15 protein-coding genes and 1 tRNA gene are annotated in these 16684 nt (G+C 39.5%); 4 read left to right on the forward strand and 12 right to left on the reverse strand.

All coding sequences use genetic code 11. The features are described from left to right. Positions 1 to 98: 98 nt before the first annotated feature. Positions 99 to 650, reverse strand: a complete 552-nt coding sequence (locus ABJH98_RS18385) for a hypothetical protein (protein ID WP_348309241.1) — start codon at positions 648 to 650, stop codon at positions 99 to 101. Positions 651 to 776: 126 nt separating this feature from the next. Between ABJH98_RS18385 and ABJH98_RS18390 the strand changes: the two genes are divergently transcribed. Continuing rightward, positions 777 to 1460 carry a hypothetical protein gene (locus tag ABJH98_RS18390; RefSeq protein WP_348309242.1) on the forward strand — a complete coding sequence of 228 codons (684 nt, stop codon included), beginning with the start codon at positions 777 to 779 and terminating at the stop codon, positions 1458 to 1460. A gap of 70 nt (positions 1461 to 1530) precedes the next feature. Then, positions 1531 to 2514, forward strand: coding sequence for a glycosyltransferase (locus ABJH98_RS18395; protein WP_348309243.1), 984 nt, complete (start codon positions 1531 to 1533; stop codon positions 2512 to 2514). Positions 2515 to 2520: 6 nt separating this feature from the next. Here the strand turns inward: ABJH98_RS18395 and ABJH98_RS18400 are convergent, their stop codons facing one another. The 7 genes from ABJH98_RS18400 to ABJH98_RS18430 form a co-directional block, all read right to left on the reverse strand. Further along, complete coding sequence (locus ABJH98_RS18400; RefSeq protein WP_348309244.1) at positions 2521 to 3378, reverse strand: bestrophin family protein; 858 nt, start codon at positions 3376 to 3378, stop codon at positions 2521 to 2523. An 82-nt stretch (positions 3379 to 3460) separates the two neighbouring features. Next, complete coding sequence (locus ABJH98_RS18405) at positions 3461 to 4048, reverse strand: hypothetical protein (RefSeq protein WP_348309245.1); 588 nt, start codon at positions 4046 to 4048, stop codon at positions 3461 to 3463. Positions 4049 to 4277: 229 nt separating this feature from the next. Then, positions 4278 to 4354 (reverse strand) — tRNA-Pro (locus tag ABJH98_RS18410). Between the two features lie 68 nt (positions 4355 to 4422). Further along, entirely contained in the window at positions 4423 to 7014 is a 2592-nt protein-coding gene (locus tag ABJH98_RS18415) for a TonB-dependent receptor (protein ID WP_348309246.1), read from the reverse strand. Positions 7015 to 7044: 30 nt separating this feature from the next. Then, positions 7045 to 8025 (reverse strand): FecR domain-containing protein, encoded by a 981-nt coding sequence (locus tag ABJH98_RS18420; protein ID WP_348309247.1) that lies wholly within the window; start codon positions 8023 to 8025, stop codon positions 7045 to 7047. 57 nt (positions 8026 to 8082) lie between these two features. Beyond that, positions 8083 to 8664: an RNA polymerase sigma-70 factor gene (locus ABJH98_RS18425; RefSeq protein ID WP_348309248.1), complete on the reverse strand. Its 582-nt coding sequence runs from the start codon at positions 8662 to 8664 to the stop codon at positions 8083 to 8085. 8 nt (positions 8665 to 8672) lie between these two features. Continuing rightward, entirely contained in the window at positions 8673 to 9536 is an 864-nt protein-coding gene (locus ABJH98_RS18430) for a UbiA family prenyltransferase (RefSeq protein ID WP_348309249.1), read from the reverse strand. Positions 9537 to 9648: 112 nt separating this feature from the next. Between ABJH98_RS18430 and ABJH98_RS18435 the strand changes: the two genes are divergently transcribed. Together ABJH98_RS18435 and ABJH98_RS18440 are read left to right on the forward strand one after the other, a co-directional pair. After that, the gene (locus ABJH98_RS18435; protein WP_348309250.1) at positions 9649 to 10746 is read left to right on the forward strand and encodes a type III polyketide synthase; all 1098 of its coding nucleotides are present in this window, start codon (positions 9649 to 9651) and stop codon (positions 10744 to 10746) included. A gap of 4 nt (positions 10747 to 10750) precedes the next feature. Continuing rightward, positions 10751 to 11458, forward strand: a complete 708-nt coding sequence (locus ABJH98_RS18440) for a methyltransferase domain-containing protein (protein ID WP_348309251.1) — start codon at positions 10751 to 10753, stop codon at positions 11456 to 11458. Here ABJH98_RS18440 and ABJH98_RS18445 read toward each other — a convergent pair whose 3' ends face one another. The 4 genes from ABJH98_RS18445 to metK all read right to left on the reverse strand — a co-directional run bounded on the left by ABJH98_RS18445 (position 11459) and on the right by metK (position 16679). Beyond that, positions 11459 to 12040: a nitroreductase gene (locus ABJH98_RS18445; RefSeq protein ID WP_348309252.1), complete on the reverse strand. Its 582-nt coding sequence runs from the start codon at positions 12038 to 12040 to the stop codon at positions 11459 to 11461. Between the two features lie 10 nt (positions 12041 to 12050). Next, positions 12051 to 13361: a peptidoglycan DD-metalloendopeptidase family protein gene (locus ABJH98_RS18450; protein ID WP_348309253.1), complete on the reverse strand. Its 1311-nt coding sequence runs from the start codon at positions 13359 to 13361 to the stop codon at positions 12051 to 12053. 11 nt (positions 13362 to 13372) lie between these two features. After that, positions 13373 to 15364: a thioredoxin family protein gene (locus tag ABJH98_RS18455; protein ID WP_348309254.1), complete on the reverse strand. Its 1992-nt coding sequence runs from the start codon at positions 15362 to 15364 to the stop codon at positions 13373 to 13375. Positions 15365 to 15425: 61 nt separating this feature from the next. Beyond that, positions 15426 to 16679 (reverse strand): methionine adenosyltransferase, encoded by a 1254-nt coding sequence (metK, locus tag ABJH98_RS18460; protein WP_348309255.1) that lies wholly within the window; start codon positions 16677 to 16679, stop codon positions 15426 to 15428. Positions 16680 to 16684: the final 5 nt, after the last annotated feature.

Here is a 16684-nt window from a genome sequence, read left to right on the forward strand (position 1 = left end):
GTTCTTTGATTTGCAAGTCAAGTTAGCCTGATTTAACCAAATTATGGTAGATGTTTGAATGACAATTTTTTGTCCTTCTGTATTATTGATTCTTAATATTAATCCCAATTAATAGTTGTCTCAAATATACTACTGCCTTGTGCCATCGACTTTGTAATATCAACCTTGAGATTTTTGCAGCCACAGATTTCGAGAGCCATTTCCATCCATCCTGCTATTCGATACTCAATTAATTCGTTTTTAATCGGAAGCTCAGTAAACTGAATCACCATCGAATTGTCCGTGGTATCTGCAACGGTAAGATCTGTTGGGTCATAAAAAGTCGCTATCACACGAGTCGCACGTTTTAATAAAAAAGTAGGGGAACTAATTAGGACAAAAACCTTATATATTCCAGTCAAACCCACTTTTGCGCTGTAACGACCTGACTCCCACGCTCCTTTTTTCTTATCTGTATAAAACATATCGCACAACACTTGAGTAGGTGCGATTACACCTGGTTCGACTGGATACCAACTGGATGTGGAAACCGAAGATAAAAGGAGACTTGAGGCAGAAGACAAGTTGTTTTTCCACTCTTCATACTTTGCTGAATGAACATCCGAAACAAAACTGTCTATACTTTTGATTACTGATCCGCGAACTTGCATGGAGAAATGGTTTGAAATTGATGAATCTCAAATATAAGAATTATCCAGAAATCACATTAAATTATTAGATGAAACTACTCTTACAATAAGCTGATTAGATTCAATACGTCCACAAACAGAGTTCCCATGCTATTCAACAAACTTAAAATCGGACTAAAAAATTTCGAAAAACAACTGGTTTTTTATGAAAAGACCCTAGGCTTTTCTGTTTCAATCAATAATTCATCTCAAATAATTCTTGGTGCAGGAGCTACAGAATTAATTTTCAGCAAACAAATAAGTGCTCCCACCCTTTATCACTTTGCATTTTTGATACCAACTGGTAGTTTAGAGTCAGCCATTCAGTATGTAGAATCCAGGGACATAAATCTTCTTCCTTTTCGTGAAGAGAAGATCATTCATTTTGATACTGGAAGATCCATTTATTTTTTTGACCCCGATGGGAATATTGCAGAATTTATTGAACGGCCTCTTCTGCATTACCCAGCTAAAAAAACCTTTGAAATTGAAAACATTATTTGTGTGAATGAAATAGGACATCCTGTCAGTCAACCTTTAGCATCCAGTCATGAACTGATGACTCAATATGGTATTCAACCGATCAATCACCAAACATGGAATGAAAATTTTTGTTGGGTAGGGGATCACAATGGAGCAATCATAGTAGTAAAAGAGGGTAGGCACTGGCTACCCACAAACATCTCTGGTGTTCTTAATGATTTTGAATTGGACTATACAGAAATGGGCAAAAACTATGAATTGAAAACAGAAAATGGACATGTTGTTCCTCGAAATTTCGACCATAAATAATGTTCTTTCTAATTGAATTCATGAGGTTTGTCGAATGAATGAAAATACTCGACCGCTCGTATCAATCATTATGGCCACTAAGGACACGGAACCTTATTTGCCCGCTTGTTTGGATTCGATTTTAGCTCAGACTTATACCCATTGGGAACTCATTGCGGTCAATGATCATTCTAGTGATCGAACGCCTGAAATTTTAGAATCTTATGCCAAAAAAGACGATAGAATTAGAGTGTTTCACAGTACTCGACCTAAACTAATACCTACCTTACAAGAAGGCTATAAACACGTGAAAGGAACGCTCATCAACCGTATGGACTCGGATGATAAGATGCCTGCTGATAAACTGGAAGTTCTCGTAAATGAATGGCAAAAACACGGGAAAGGGACTGTAATAGCTGGAGGCACTAAGCATTTTGTGGATGAAGGTGAAGTTGGTGATGGTTTTCTACGCTACGAACGATGGCTCAATGACGTGGCTAAAAGAAGTGCCCATTACGAGGAAATTTACAAAGAGTGTGTAATTCCTTCTCACAGTTGGTTGGCGCATAAGGAAGATTTTGATACTGTGGGTGCTTTTGATTCTGAAATTTATCCAGAGGACTATGACCTCACTTTTAGATTCTATAAGCATGGTTTGAAGATCGCAGGAATGGACAAAGTCTTACATCACTGGCGTGATCGATCCAACCGTATTTCTCGTACTTGGGAAGAATACAAAGACAATAGATATTTTGACCTGAAAATCAAGAACTTCTACAAGTTAGATCGAGATCAAAGTAGACCTCTGGTCTTATGGGGTGCTGGAAGAAATGGTAAGGACATGGCTAAATTACTTCTTCAACACGAAGATCAATTTCACTGGGTCTGTGACAATACCAACAAGATCGGAAAGGATGTGTATGGAATAAAGCTTGCCCATTTTGAAGATATTCAAACTCTAGAGCAACCACAGATTATGATAGTGGTGGCTTCCCCAGATGGACAAATTGAAATCAAAGCTCATTTAAAAAAATGGGGCAAAAAACCAGTCATTGACTACTGGTTTTTTGCCTGATGGAACTTAATCCATGATTTCTTTGACGTTCTTCTCGATTTTTCCTGCAAGAATATCTGTTGGCAAGTCATTGATATCTGACCCGAATGGATCTTCGATCTCTTCGGCCAACAACTCGATACTCATCAATATATAAAGAATCAAAACGACGATTAGGATCGTCCAATAGTGGTAAACCGTCACAAATGCGAATGGCAATGTGGCAATGAATGTGAAGATAAACTTCTTCATGAACATGCTATAAGAATATGGAATTGGGGTGTTTCTAATTCGCTCACACTTACCCATTATGTCTGTCAATGCGACAAGCTGCTCATCCAATACTCTATATTGCTCCTGATCTATTGTTTTATCTTTTTTCAGCAGGTTTGTAATTCCAATCAACCTTTTGGCTATGGCGTTAGGTATATGGTCGAGACTTTCCATCTTCAACTTCTCGATCATTTGCTTGCCCATTTCTGCAGGGACGCCCTCTCTCAAGTGTTCTGCCAACGCCTTTGGATAAGCCGCAATACATTCTGTAATATATTGTCGCTCAGCATGGTTTTTTGGCACCATAATAGAGAATTTTATGGCCAAATTTCTGGTATTGTTTACCAACTCTCCCCAAACTTTTCGTCCTTCCCACCATCTGTCATAAGCTCCATTAGTTCTGAAGACTAAGAAGAAACCTAGTACAATACCAAGGATACTGTGAACCGATGTAGTACTTATAAAATCAATATCCAACTCATAGAAAACATAGGTAATGAATGAGGTGTAAACAGTGACATACATTAGCGCCGGCAACAGCCTTTTGAAAACGTATCTACTATAGCTGTGAAAAAGTAAGTTCAGCCAACTCTTGGGGTTATATTCTACCATGCGTCAAAACTAGGAAAAAAAGCCTAATTACCTCAGCCACTGGGTCGTATCAAGGCAAAATCCGTATTTTTACTGAGTAACACTAGTCCTTCAATCTACCCCTGAGCACACTTACATTAGAATTAAAAGGATTGCCCGAAGCTCGTCTGAATGAAACTACTTGACCCACATGCCAAATGGCATCGGCAAGTGGACCATTGAGCTGGTTCCAGAATGGATATTCTGACTGTCCCCTTGAGCTAATGAATACGATCTTGTAACTCTCCAAATCTTCTGCTGTGCTTGTTTTTAGAATCTCGCTTGCCTCCTTGATGTTTTGCAGTGTTTTAGCTCGCTTTTCTTCAAAAGACAACTCTTCCTCTTCATCTGTAGTGAAATCGTTTGGTAATCTCTTCGTTGAATTCAGCAACACATTGGTCAGACCATAGATATGATCAATAGTCTCCGCAGTAGATCTTGCCTCTGGAGATGGTTTATAGTCCAAATCTTCAGCTCGGAGGCCGACCGTACCCCAGTAATATCTAAAGCCCAAACCGTCTACCATACGAGCAGCAACTGTGCCTGCATTATAGCTATCGGGATATTCCGGAATTTTGTAATAGTAATCGGTCGAATCTTGAGCAAAAGCAGATAAGCTAGTAATGGACAGAAGGAATATCAGTGATTTCATAAAATTGCATTGGGTGAAAAATGGTCAAACGCTTTAGCAAATTGAATGTTTATTTTTTTACATGAAAGGATTCTAATCAAAAAAGGCAGCCATCTCTGACTGCCTCAATTTTATGTGGTCGGAATGATAGGATTTGAATCGGAACGCCGAACCGCTACGATCCCCACGCCCCCAATGTTGTAAATACTGAACAATAAAGGCAGCCATCTCTGACTGCCTCAATTTTATTTGGTCGGAATGACAGGATTTGAACCTGCGACCCCCACGTCCCTAACGTGGTGCGCTACCGGACTGCGCCACATCCCGAATGCTTCTTTTGGGGTGGCAAATTTAAGTAAATTTTGAAGTGATAATCAATAGGCCAACCAAATTGTCTAAAATTCGATTCGGTAGCTCAGCACTGGGATAAAACCGAATTGATCTTCATAAACAATTTGTTCTAAACCACTTGAATAATACTGTGCACCATAGTTCATATGACCAGACACATTTTGCAAATCTAAGCGCCACTCAGAGGTAGACTTGGGTTTGTTTTTTCTATAGCTAAACTGCAAATCCAATCTGAAATAATCCGGCGCACTTTCTTCATAAGCTCTGTCATAATCATTGACTTGCCCACCTTGAGTGATTGACTCTTCAAGATCTATAGGAATTAATCTCTGGTTGCCGGCATAGGATATTTTGGCACTAATACCGATGATGTTGTTTCTCCCATTATTCCCTACTTTCCATTCTTTGCCACCTAAGGCATGGTAAGTAAAATTGCCATTGAACCTTGTATTTCGTTCTATTTCATCACCTCCCGTATATTTAGAATTGAAAATCGATCCATTGATCATAAAATAATAGTTGCGTGAAAACTTCTTATCCAGCGTCATTTCAATTCCGTAGTTCGTTCCTGTGCCTTCATTGTCTAGAGGAATAGTAGAATAATCGTCAGATGAATTGATCGCAGAATACCAACCAAAATTCGAGTCATTCGAAATGGGGATATTGTATAAATACTGATAATAAACTTCTGTTTTAAAGTATAAACTCGGACTTAACACCCGATCATACCCCAAAACAAAATGTCTGGCTTTGGACATACCCAAATCTGGATTGTGATCGACTGTACTTCCGTCAGGGTTGATATAATTTCCCAAATAATACTCTAGAGACTCCAATCGACTGTGTATTCCAAAACCAGCTGTAATTGATTGATTCTCCTTGAATTGCCATTTCAAACTGGAGCGTGGCTCCCAAGAATCCTCTCCAGTAAAACCAAATCTGAAATAATGTAAGCCATTCACCAAACTCAACTGCTCGGTAATTCTATACTTCCAAGACACAAAGGCCTGTTGCGTACCAGAAGCTCCTTCGTCATTAAATAGAACCAAATCAACAAATGGGTCTTCATTGTTGATATTATGTTCTCGCTCTTCAAAATCATAATCCAGTCGGCTTATCACTGTTCCCAATTCGACAATATGTCTGGAGTTGAATTTTTTATTGAGAATAATAGACCCACGTGTATAACTCTTCTTAAAAGACTCTTGGTTATTGTAATCCACACGGATCGTATCTTGCTGATATTTTATATACTCATCATTTCCCACTTCTGTGCCTGAGACTGATAGACTCGTCTTTATAAAAGTGCTACTATTCAAAATATAATCATTGGATAGCCCAATAACTCCCATATTGTACTTCTCTATATCTTCTCTAAAGCTTTCACCTGTACGTGAATATTTGCTCAACCCTCCCATGCCAAACATAGAAAACGTGCCGAATTTTTTAGTTGGGAAGTTGAGTTTGAACGCTAGGTCTTGAAAAGTATTTTTTTCATTCTCATCAATTTCAACAAGACCCAAATCACTCAAAATAGATAGTGTGGAGTAGCGATAATTGAATAAATAAGAGCTGCCAGCAGATTGATTAATTGGACCTTCAGAAGAAAGATCGAGTCCTAAAAATCCTGCCTGTATGGTGTGTTCGTGTTTCTCATTATTTCCTTTTCTAAGGTTGATATCAAAAACACCCGAGAGCACATTGCCATAAATGGGAGCAAAGGCTCCTGTATAAAAATCAGATCTGGAAATGACCTGAGTACTAAACATACTAATACCTCCCGATGAAGCCCCTTCACTTGAAAAGTGATTCGGATTAGGAATTTCAACGCCTTCCATCTTCCAGAGAATACCTCTTGGGCTGTTTCCTCTGATTACTATTTCATTGGAGTCGTCATCAGTCCCCATCACGCCAGCAAATGATGATGCCAAGCGCATAGGGTCACCTATACTGATTGGGTATCTCTTCGTTTCCTCCACAGTAAACGATCTCCCACTGATCATTCCCATTTCGTTGAGTGGCTGAGAGCCAATGCCAGCTGCACTCACTACAAGCTCTTCCATTTTGATGACAGATTCAATCAATTGCATATCCAAAATGAGTTCCTTTCCCGACCCTAGTAACACATTAGGCACTGCACTTTCTTCATACCCCAAGTAGCTATAATGAAGCGTAAGTCTGCCAACTGGCACATTTTTCATTCTATAGTTACCATTCATATCTGTAGTCGCGCCAATTATTGGATCCGAACCAACAACAAAAACCGTAGCACCAAAAATGGGTTGTTGTGTATCCTTGTCCAGAATAGTGCCTCGGATGGTTTGTGTCAACTCATTGTACTTCAATACAATGTTTTTGTTAACCACTTCATAGGTCACGGGCAAGTATTTGAGTGACTCATCCAGCGCCGTCCAAAACGAAATATTTTGTTCTTTAAGCGTCACTTTTTCATCCATGGGTATAGCACTTGAGCTATAAGAAAAAGTATAATCTGATTGCTCTTCGAAATAGGTCAGTACTTTTTCGAGCGGTAATTCATGAAAAAAAGTATTGATCTTGAGGTCAGGTTTTTCTTGACCGAACAAGCCACTTGTAGTAAGAAGGCCAAGTAAGACCACTCCAATTGATTTAAACATTAGTTTAGATTTTGAGTTTTGAGTATTTGACTATTTTTCAGAAGGACATCCTTCTCCGCTAATAACATAGCGGTTGTTTTCTTCTAAGTAGCTGACATTGGTAGAAATCGATATTACTTTCAAGATTTCTTTCAGCTTTGGTTTATTAAATTCACCTGTAAAGCGGCAGTTATTGATTTTTTCATTTGCGATATAAAATTCCACATCGAAATAGCTTTGTAAATCAGCATAAACTTTATCCAACGGAGTGTCTTCAAATTTTAACACATCTGAATGCCAAGCCAACGCATTATTGCCTTCCAAATCCAATGCGAGCAAGTCACTGGTTTTATTAAAATTAGCTGCCATGCCCTGAGTAAGTATAAGTTCAGATCCTTTGGCTGAAAACTGCACCTTGCCACTCTCTACAAAAATTTCGACCATCTGTTCTTCTTCTAATGCCCGAATGTTGAAAGCCGTTCCAAGCACTTTAGTTCTAGCCTCATTGGATTGAATAATAAATGGTCTTGACTCATCTCTGGCAATTTCAAAATATGCCTCGCCTTCCAATGAAACATTTCTTTCCTCATCATTGAAATCGGCGGCAACTGTTAATAAAGAGGACTCATTCAGCCTAATTTTTGAGCTATCGGGCAAAGTGATCCATTTAGTTTCTCCTTCAAAAGTGGCATAGTGATAAGGTTCGGTTTTCCCAAATTCCCTCATCAAAAAACCCAACCCTAGAGTAAGAACAATCATAGCTGCCAATCGGGTAGCAAAATGAAACCAACGGACGGTCTTAGCTGGCTTATCTGACTTTAATTCTGAAAATTTCTCCCAAGCCAGCTGCGGATCTGCTTTGTACTTTAGCCTAAGCTGACCACTGATTTCCCATTGTTGTTGGAGATCTTTGTAGACCTTCAATTGATCCGGATACTCTTCTAAGTATTGAGTCAGTACCAACTCATCCTCTTTTGAAATAGTGCCAGACAGCCTTTGAGCACACAAGTCGAAAAAAATCTGATTTTTCATGTTTTTACCTTTGGGATTCAATACAAAGACGAGCCAAAAGAGTAAACACGTAAATATTTATAAAAATAATTCCGAAGCATGGCTGACAGCCTGACTCCCAATCAACATCCCCCAACCTAAAAATTCAATAAAATAATGTTTAAACTCGGTACGAAAGGATTTGAGAGCATTAGAAATTTGTGTCTCGACCGTACGAATAGAAACATCCAAATGTTCGGCGATTTCTGGATTTGAAAGCCCTTCAAATCGACTGAGTGAAAATACCAATCGACATTTAGGACTTAGTTGGGCTACTGCCTTTTCAATGGCTCGTCTCATTTCATCATTTTCCACCTCTTCGTCTGCGGTTTTTTCTTCTAACTCTAAAGGGATGTATTCTTCAGTCAAATGTTCTCCTTTCTTGATAACATCCAGCGCACCATTTCTGGCCATCTGGATAATATAGGCTTTAGGATTGTTCAATTGGTCCAATTGATCTCGCTTATCCCAAAGCTTAAGAAAAACATTTTGAGCAATATCTTCAGCAGCATCTGCTTGCTTCAATACATACATCGCAGTACGCTGAGCTATTTCATAATACTCGAAGTAGAGTGCTTTGAATTTTTGATCTGGAATGTTTTGATCTGAAATTGAAGACATGAAGTCCGTTAGTGGTTTAAAGCAAAAATCAAGAAAAACAGATTTAACATCAAAGCTGAGACAAAGTTTAATCGCATGGTATGTCTGAAATCAGCCGCGCTTTCGTCCTTTCTGACTTTCAAATACCAGTTTAAAAAATATAAAACCACGGGAAACTGGAAAACGATAAAAAGCAAACCAGTCTGCAAGGAAAAACCTCTATTAAAATAGAAAAAGAAACCGAAAGTAGCCAAGGTAAAGAAGAGACCAGTAAAATAAAAAGTGCCCAAAACACCGAGTTTCAAACTAATTGTGATATCACCACGCTCACGATCTTCTTGATGCTGATACACTTGTGTCATAGGATAACTCCCCAAAAGCAGCATACTACTGAGCAAAGCCGGACATTGCCATTTCCAATCCATCAATTCATCCATTGGAATTAAGGTCACAGCATATACTGTTACCAGAAAAGTGAAATATCCCTGAAAAATTCCAACTGTCAACCAACCAATAATCGGCTTCTTTTTCAAACGGACAGAAGGGTGACTGTAGGCTTTAGAAACCAAACCAAAAATTAGAATCATGAGACTAAACTGCCAAGAGATCAACAAGCTCAAAAGAATACCTACAGCATCTAATACCAGCGACCAGCGATATAAGTTTTTCGTAGCCTTCGGCGGATGCTCTAATCCCCCAATACTTCCTTCGTCCTGATCAAAGTAGGAATTGTACCCGTTACTAGCGGGATATAGTAGAAAGTGAAGGATAAAAAACACTAACGCTACCTTTATCCATTCGGTGGGCTGCGAAACGGCCACACCAAAAAGAAAAACAGGCATTAAATAAAATGAAAATGGAAAACGGAGATGTAAAAAGGTAGATTTAGTCATCTGATGAACATAAGTTTACAATTTATTAAATGCTTGTCGAAACCGATTCTCATTCTACCATTTTATTAATTCGTTCGAATCGGGAAAAATTCTTTATTTTCCAGTTCAGAAAATGGGAGCCTTTATTACAGCTATAGGAACAGCCAATCCGGCTAATCGATATTCGCAAGAAGACCTTGCACAGTTTATGTGTGACCACCTCACAAATGAACCTGCTGATCATAAAAAGGTTAAAGTCTTATATCGCGCCACTGGCATCCAAAACAGATATTCTGTATTGGATGACTACAAAAAGAAGTTAGGCACTTTCTCTTTTTACGCAAATGATCCTGAACTTAATCCGTTTCCAAGTACCAATAAACGGATGAGCATTTACAAGGAGAAAGCACTTCCACTGGCTATTTCAGCTATCACAGATTGTCTTGGCAATAATCATCTCTTCTCAGCATTCACACACTTGATCACGGTCAGTTGCACGGGCATGTACGCCCCTGGCTTAGATGTAGACTTGATAAAAGCACTAAACTTATCCTCAGACATCAGGAGGAACAGCTTAAATTTTATGGGCTGTTATGCAGCTATGAACGCCATTGGTATGGCCAAAGAAATTTGTGATAACAACCCAAAATCCAAAGTGCTCATCGTAAGTGTAGAACTCTGCAGCTTGCATTTACAAAAAGAGCAGACTGAAGATAATCTGTTAGCTCATTCCTTGTTTGCAGATGGAGCAGCTGCATTAGTGATTGCTGGCACGCAGCCTGTAGATGAGCCTGCGCTTGAAGTCATTCATTCTGCTAGCCAGTTGTTTGTCAATGGACAAAGTGACATGGCTTGGCAAATCGGAGACTTTGGTTTTCAAATGGCGCTTACCACATACGTTCCGAAAATAATTGAAGGAGGAATAAAACTGCTTACTACAAAAATGCTCGATCAGATCAATCTATCTATTTCAGATATAGATGCTTTTGCTATTCATCCCGGCGGCAAGAAAATTTTGGAAGCCATAGAAAATCAATTGGGCATAACTAAGGAACAAAATCAAGCCGCCTATGAAGTGCTAAAAAATTATGGGAATATGTCTTCACCCACTGTGCTTTTTGTGCTCAACCAAGTTTGGTCAAAATTGAAATCTCAGCCCAATCAAAAAATTCTCTCTTTCGCCTTCGGTCCAGGACTAACGTTGGAAGGTTTATTATTTAAAAACACTTAAATCTATGTTTGAGTTTCTAAATCATCGATCGTCGAAGGAAGAAATTATGGATGATTTCTTTTGCCAAGGAGAGGTCGTTGATCAAACGCTAAGAGAACTGAATCAAATCAATACTTACCTTGGAGGAGACCAGCTTTCTCTTAATGGGGTGAAAAAATTAATACTCAAAAACCCCAGACAAACTTATGAAATCGTAGATCTGGGCTGCGGAGGTGGAGACACTTTGAAGCTATTCGATAAATGGGGGAAAAGACACAACCAAGACTTGAAAATGACAGGAATAGATGCAAACGAACACATTGTAGACTACGCCAAACGAAATTGCAAGAAATACCCCAATATCTCCGTTACCTCAGAAAATATTTTAGGAGAAAAATTTAAAGAGAGGACGTTTGACATTGCCCATGCCAGTCTCTTTCTTCATCACCTGCACGAAGATGAAATTGTGGTATTGCTCAAACAAATTTTGTGGCAAGTCAGGGTGGGAATTGTAATCAACGACCTGCACCGTCATTGGGTATCTTACCTATTTACAAAACATTTAATAGCAAACTGGTCAAAATCTGACATGGTCAAATACGACGCTGTATTATCCGTGGAACGCTCATTTATGCGAGAAGAATTAGAAAAATATTTGAAAATGGCAGGAATCACGAATTACACACTCACCTGGCGATGGGCTTATCGCTGGGAATTGATTATTTGGAAGTAACTACCCTCTCACCCACTTCACTTTCTTATCAATAGATTTTCTTTTGCCTTTGGGCCACTTGCCAGACTTCGGCATTCCTATATATAAAAAACCCATCAGCAAATCCTTCTCACCAAGGTCAAAAAAGGAATTGGCGTTTTTGTCGTACGTTACACCACCTGTACTCCAATAACAACCCACACCATGAGCTGTAGCGATTAAGTGCATATTTTGCACAGCAGCGGCCACCGCAGCAATCTCTTCCATTTTAGGAATAGATTTATTTCTTTTCATTCCAATTGAAATGATGTGAGAGCACATCAAAGGCTTGGATTTTAATTTTTTTACTTTGTCCTTATCTGGTTTTTTACCTGCTGTTTTTAGATAAAGTTCAGCTTGAAAATTGGCGAAAGCCTCTATACCCTCATCACAAAAAACCGTAAATCGCCAAGGTTCAGTCATTTTGTGCGTGGGAGCCCAATTGGCATGCTCCAGCATTTCTGCAATCACCTCATCAGAAACTCTGTCGCCAGAGTAATTTTTAGGGAAGATGGATCTTCGATTCTGAATCAGATTCGAAATTTGAGATATATCGTACGTCATCAGTTAATATTTAAGGGGAAACGCTCGCATAGACCACGCTGTCACGCTCAACTGGCGGCTCAGGAAGATTCAATTCATCCAAACGCAACTGCCAAACCAAACGGACTGAATCAAAGGTAGCCATATTCTTAGGCAAAATGGGCTCCGAAGGGGGTAAGTCTACCTTAAGAGCATCTACCTGAACTCCATTTTTCCAGAACCTATAACAAAGGTGAGGGCCACTAGCCAGACCCGTTGAACCAACAAACCCAATCGTCTGTCCACGTTTTACTTTTTTGCCATATCTGATTCCACTGGCAATTTTAGACATGTGGAGATATTGGGTGGCAATATTTCCATTGTGCTGAATTTTTACAAAGTTGCCATTGAATCGATGATACTTTGCGGCTATGATTTTACCATCTGCAACCGCTCTGATCGGTGTGCCTACTGGTGCGGCATAATCTGTACCAAGATGAGCCTTGTACCTTTTCTGAACTGGGTGATATCGGCGCCCTGTATATCGAGAACTAATTCTGGTAAAGCTTAGTGGTGCCTTGAGAAACTCACGACGAAGGCTTTGACCATTCTGGTCGAAGTAATCAACGCCTATGCTGTCTTGCTCAAATTGAAATCCATAGTAAGAATCCCCAATGTGTTCAAAATAAGCAGCTTTGATTTCACCAATTCCGACTAACTCGTCATCCACATATTGCTCCTCATAGATCAATTTGTAATTATCTCCTTTTTGTATTCCAAAGAAATCAACCTGCCAGGCAAATACATCCACCAACTTATTCACCAAATCTGCATGGCCACCTGATTCTAGCATATCCACATACAATGAGGTATGAATCTCGCCAATCATTTCTTGTTCTTTGATCACGATCTGCTTGCTAGCCTGATACATCTGAACAGAATCCTGAAAGTCGATCACCACATAGTCAATTGGATTGGGGTGATATATAAAGTGGGTAGCTTCTTTTAGACTGTCCCCTTTGTAAAGCATAGAATAAGGCTTTCCTGAAACGAATTTTCTTACGTCGAAAATTTTTTTAGAGTCTTTTGCCACCTTATGAATTTTCTCATAGGGTACATTGAATGGCTTGAGTATGTCTGCCAGATTTTGATTTCGCCTGATTTTCCCTTCTTCGATTTGAAGAGAATCGACGATGATACCAAAGTATTTTTTAGGAATATAGGCCTGAACGGTATCTTCAATTGGAATTTCGACTAATTCAGCTTGGGGAACTGGCTGGTACAAAAAGGCAAAATAAATCAGTGCTGGAATGATTCCCACAAATAATAACACACTCCAACCCCACTTCTTCAGAAACTGCATACTGCTACTCACTATCTTTTTTCAAATTCTGCTTTGGCTTCATCCAAAAACGCCACAAAATTAGCAATTTCTAGATCATAAGCCTTAATTGGGGGAATAAGCTTTCCATCGTTGTCAAGGATTACATAATATGGTTGAGCATTATTATTGAATCTAGTGATTTGAAAATCTGCATTTTGTTTGCCTATAGATTTTTTCATTTTACCATCATATTCGGATTTGAACCACTCTGATTCTGGCAATTCGGTCTTGTCATCTACATACAAGGCTACAACTACAAAATTCTCTTTGAGTCTTTGGAGCACTTGTGGGTCTGACCACACTCTAGCCTCCATTTCTCTACAGTTCACACAACCGTGCCCAGTAAAATCAATGAATATGGGTTTGTTTTGTTCTTTGGCGCAAGCCAATGCTTGATCATAATCAAAGTAACCTTGAATACCATGTGGTAAATGCAAGAAATCTGCATACTTTGGGACCTCACAAATCGTGCTTTCTGCATTAGAGGAATTTCCAGATGAAGTCAAATCGAAATCCAAAGTGGTCTGTGGTGGCAAGTATCCTGACAGTGCCTTCAAAGGCGCGCCGAACATGCCTGGAATTAAGTACACCACAAATGAAAAAGTGATGATGGCTAAGATGAGCCCACCAACAGAAGTTTTTTCTGTTTTGCTATCATTTGGCAATTCGATTTTTCCCAAAAGGTAAAAACCCATCAAGGTGAAGATCACGATCCAAATCGCCAGATAAATTTCTCGATCCAACAAATTCCAGTGATAGGCCTGATCGGCTATGCTCAGAAACTTAAATGCGAATGCCAATTCTAAAAAACCCAAAACTACTTTGACACTATTGAGCCAACCGCCTGATTTTGGCAAGTTGCTCATTAAGCTTGGGAACAAAGCAAAAACAGTAAATGGCAGAGCAAATGCCATTGAAAAGGCAAACATGCCTAGAATCGGCTTCAGAATTAAGCCACCAGCAGATTCCACTAGAATGGTTCCTACTAAAGGACCTGTGCAAGAAAAGGATACAAGCACCAAGGTAAAGGCCATGAAAAATACTCCAATCAAACCGCCTTTATCTGCTTGTTGATCCATACTATTGACAAACTTGCTGGGTAGTGTGATTTCAAATAATCCCAAAAAGGACAACGCAAAAATGACAAATACCGCAAAGAAAATGACATTAGGAATCCAGTTGGTCGCCAGTTCATTGGCTGTCTCTGGACCCATAAATGGAGCGAGCAAGGATCCAATCAACGTGTAGATGATGATAATGGATAAGCCGTAAACTACACCCAGTCCTTTTTTCTTTCCTGTGAAAAAACTCACCGTCATAGGGATCATTGGGAACACACATGGAGTAAAAATGGCTGCAATACCCGCTAGAAAAGCAGCTATCATGAATGCCCACAAACTATATGGATCATTCACACCTCTTTGGTTCAATACGCCTGTTTTTTCAGTTTCAGATTTTTTTTCTTTCTCTACTTTCTTTTCCTCTTGACTGGCTGCGGCATTGGCTTTTTCTGCATTTGGGCCAATCAGTTTTCCAAAATCAAACTCATCATCGAAGGGAATGCACTTACCATCTACATCGGTACAAACCTGATAAGCATAAGAACCTTTGATTTCTGGATTCTCCGAAAGGATTTTCACCTTCAGGAGAAATTTAGCAGTGTGTCGAAAGTAGGTGTATTCGCCCTCCCACAATTCGTCATATTTTTTCTTTGCTCCAATGGGAGCCAATGAATCAACTATTGCATAGCTGGAATGAGGAATGAACTCGAACTCAGTGACCATGGGGCCAAGATCGGGATCAAAATCTGTAGAGTACAAATACCAGTCGTCGTCAATCTTGACATTAAAGATCAAATCTACTTCTTCTCCTACTTGTACAGCAGGGTTAGAAACTTCTATCGACCAAGTGGCTGGTTTTAATATTTGCGCCCAGGATTGGACACTAAGGAGTATAAAAAAAATTGCGATTACCTTTTTCATTCGTATCAATTATAAGTCAAATGTAGTAATCGCAATTTATAGCAAAAAAGTTCAGAAAAATTTATATTCCGAACGACTGCTTTACCTGATCCACGTAGTCCAATTTTTCCCAGGTAAATGTTTCAACTTCTTGAGTGACGTCTTCAGCCGCTGGACTGGAGAAAGTTACCTTTTTCACTTCTGGTGTACGACCCATATGACCATACGCAGCAGTTTCAGAATATATAGGATTCATGAGTTTCAATCTTTTGATTAAAGCAGCAGGTCGCATGTCAAAAATCTCAGAAACTTTTTTCGCTATTTCACCGTCGCTCAAGTCCACTTTGGCTGTGCCATAGGTGTTTACAAAAATCCCCATAGGCTCAGTTACACCGATGGCGTAGGATACTTGTACCAATATTTCGTCTGCAACGCCTGCAGCTACCATATTTTTGGCAATATGTCTGGTAGCATAGGCAGCCGACCTATCTACTTTAGAAGGATCTTTACCAGAGAATGCACCTCCACCGTGAGCTCCTTTACCGCCGTAGGTATCTACAATAATTTTTCTACCCGTCAACCCCGTATCACCGTGCGGTCCGCCGATGACAAATTTTCCAGTAGGGTTGATGTGATACTTAATATCGTCATTGAATAAAGCTTGTAGCTCAGGCTTCAATTTGGCCACCACTCTCGGTACTAATATTTTAACAATATCTTCTTTGATCTTAGCCAACATCGCAGACTCTTCATCAAAGTCATCGTGCTGAGTGGAAACCACTATGGCATCTATTCTGATTGGATTATTGTTGTCGTCATACTCTATGGTGACTTGAGACTTAGCATCAGGTCTCAAATATTTGATGACATCATTTTCTCTTCTTAAAGCCGCCAATTCAATCAACAACATGTGAGAAAGCTGCAACGCCAAAGGCATATAGTTCTCCGTTTCATTGGTCGCATAGCCAAACATCATTCCTTGATCTCCAGCACCTTGCTCTTCTTCGCTCGCTCTTTCTACGCCTTGATTAATGTCTGGTGATTGTTCATGAATGGCCGATATCACACCACAAGAATTGCCATCAAATTGATATTCTCCTTTGGTGTATCCTATTCTGTTGATCACATCTCTGGCCACCGTTTGAACATCAATGTAAGATTGGGTCTTTACTTCTCCACTCAATACGGTCAATCCAGTGGTTACCAATGTTTCACACGCCACTTTCGATTGATTATCAAATGCAAGAAAGTGATCTAAAAGTGCGTCAGAAATTTGATCAGCTACTTTATCTGGATGTCCTTCGGATACAGATTCCGATGTAAATAAATATGGCATATTCT

The sequence above is a fragment of the Reichenbachiella sp. genome (assembly GCF_039969095.1).
Taxonomy (GTDB): domain Bacteria; phylum Bacteroidota; class Bacteroidia; order Cytophagales; family Cyclobacteriaceae; genus Reichenbachiella.

Coding starts and splice junctions, on each gene's coding strand:
- ABJH98_RS18415 (WP_348309246.1), bottom strand. CDS start 7,014: ATGTTTAAATCAATTGGAGTGGTCTTACTTGGCCTTCTTACTACAAGT.
- ABJH98_RS18425 (WP_348309248.1), bottom strand. CDS start 8,664: ATGTCTTCAATTTCAGATCAAAACATTCCAGATCAAAAATTCAAAGCA.
- ABJH98_RS18440 (WP_348309251.1), top strand. CDS start 10,751: ATGTTTGAGTTTCTAAATCATCGATCGTCGAAGGAAGAAATTATGGAT.
- ABJH98_RS18400 (WP_348309244.1), bottom strand. CDS start 3,378: ATGGTAGAATATAACCCCAAGAGTTGGCTGAACTTACTTTTTCACAGC.
- ABJH98_RS18435 (WP_348309250.1), top strand. CDS start 9,649: ATGGGAGCCTTTATTACAGCTATAGGAACAGCCAATCCGGCTAATCGA.
- ABJH98_RS18420 (WP_348309247.1), bottom strand. CDS start 8,025: ATGAAAAATCAGATTTTTTTCGACTTGTGTGCTCAAAGGCTGTCTGGC.
- ABJH98_RS18445 (WP_348309252.1), bottom strand. CDS start 12,040: ATGACGTACGATATATCTCAAATTTCGAATCTGATTCAGAATCGAAGA.
- ABJH98_RS18455 (WP_348309254.1), bottom strand. CDS start 15,364: ATGAAAAAGGTAATCGCAATTTTTTTTATACTCCTTAGTGTCCAATCC.
- ABJH98_RS18430 (WP_348309249.1), bottom strand. CDS start 9,536: ATGACTAAATCTACCTTTTTACATCTCCGTTTTCCATTTTCATTTTAT.
- ABJH98_RS18395 (WP_348309243.1), top strand. CDS start 1,531: ATGGCCACTAAGGACACGGAACCTTATTTGCCCGCTTGTTTGGATTCG.
- ABJH98_RS18385 (WP_348309241.1), bottom strand. CDS start 650: ATGCAAGTTCGCGGATCAGTAATCAAAAGTATAGACAGTTTTGTTTCG.
- ABJH98_RS18405 (WP_348309245.1), bottom strand. CDS start 4,048: ATGAAATCACTGATATTCCTTCTGTCCATTACTAGCTTATCTGCTTTT.
- ABJH98_RS18450 (WP_348309253.1), bottom strand. CDS start 13,361: ATGCAGTTTCTGAAGAAGTGGGGTTGGAGTGTGTTATTATTTGTGGGA.
- metK (WP_348309255.1), bottom strand. CDS start 16,679: ATGCCATATTTATTTACATCGGAATCTGTATCCGAAGGACATCCAGAT.
- ABJH98_RS18390 (WP_348309242.1), top strand. CDS start 777: ATGCTATTCAACAAACTTAAAATCGGACTAAAAAATTTCGAAAAACAA.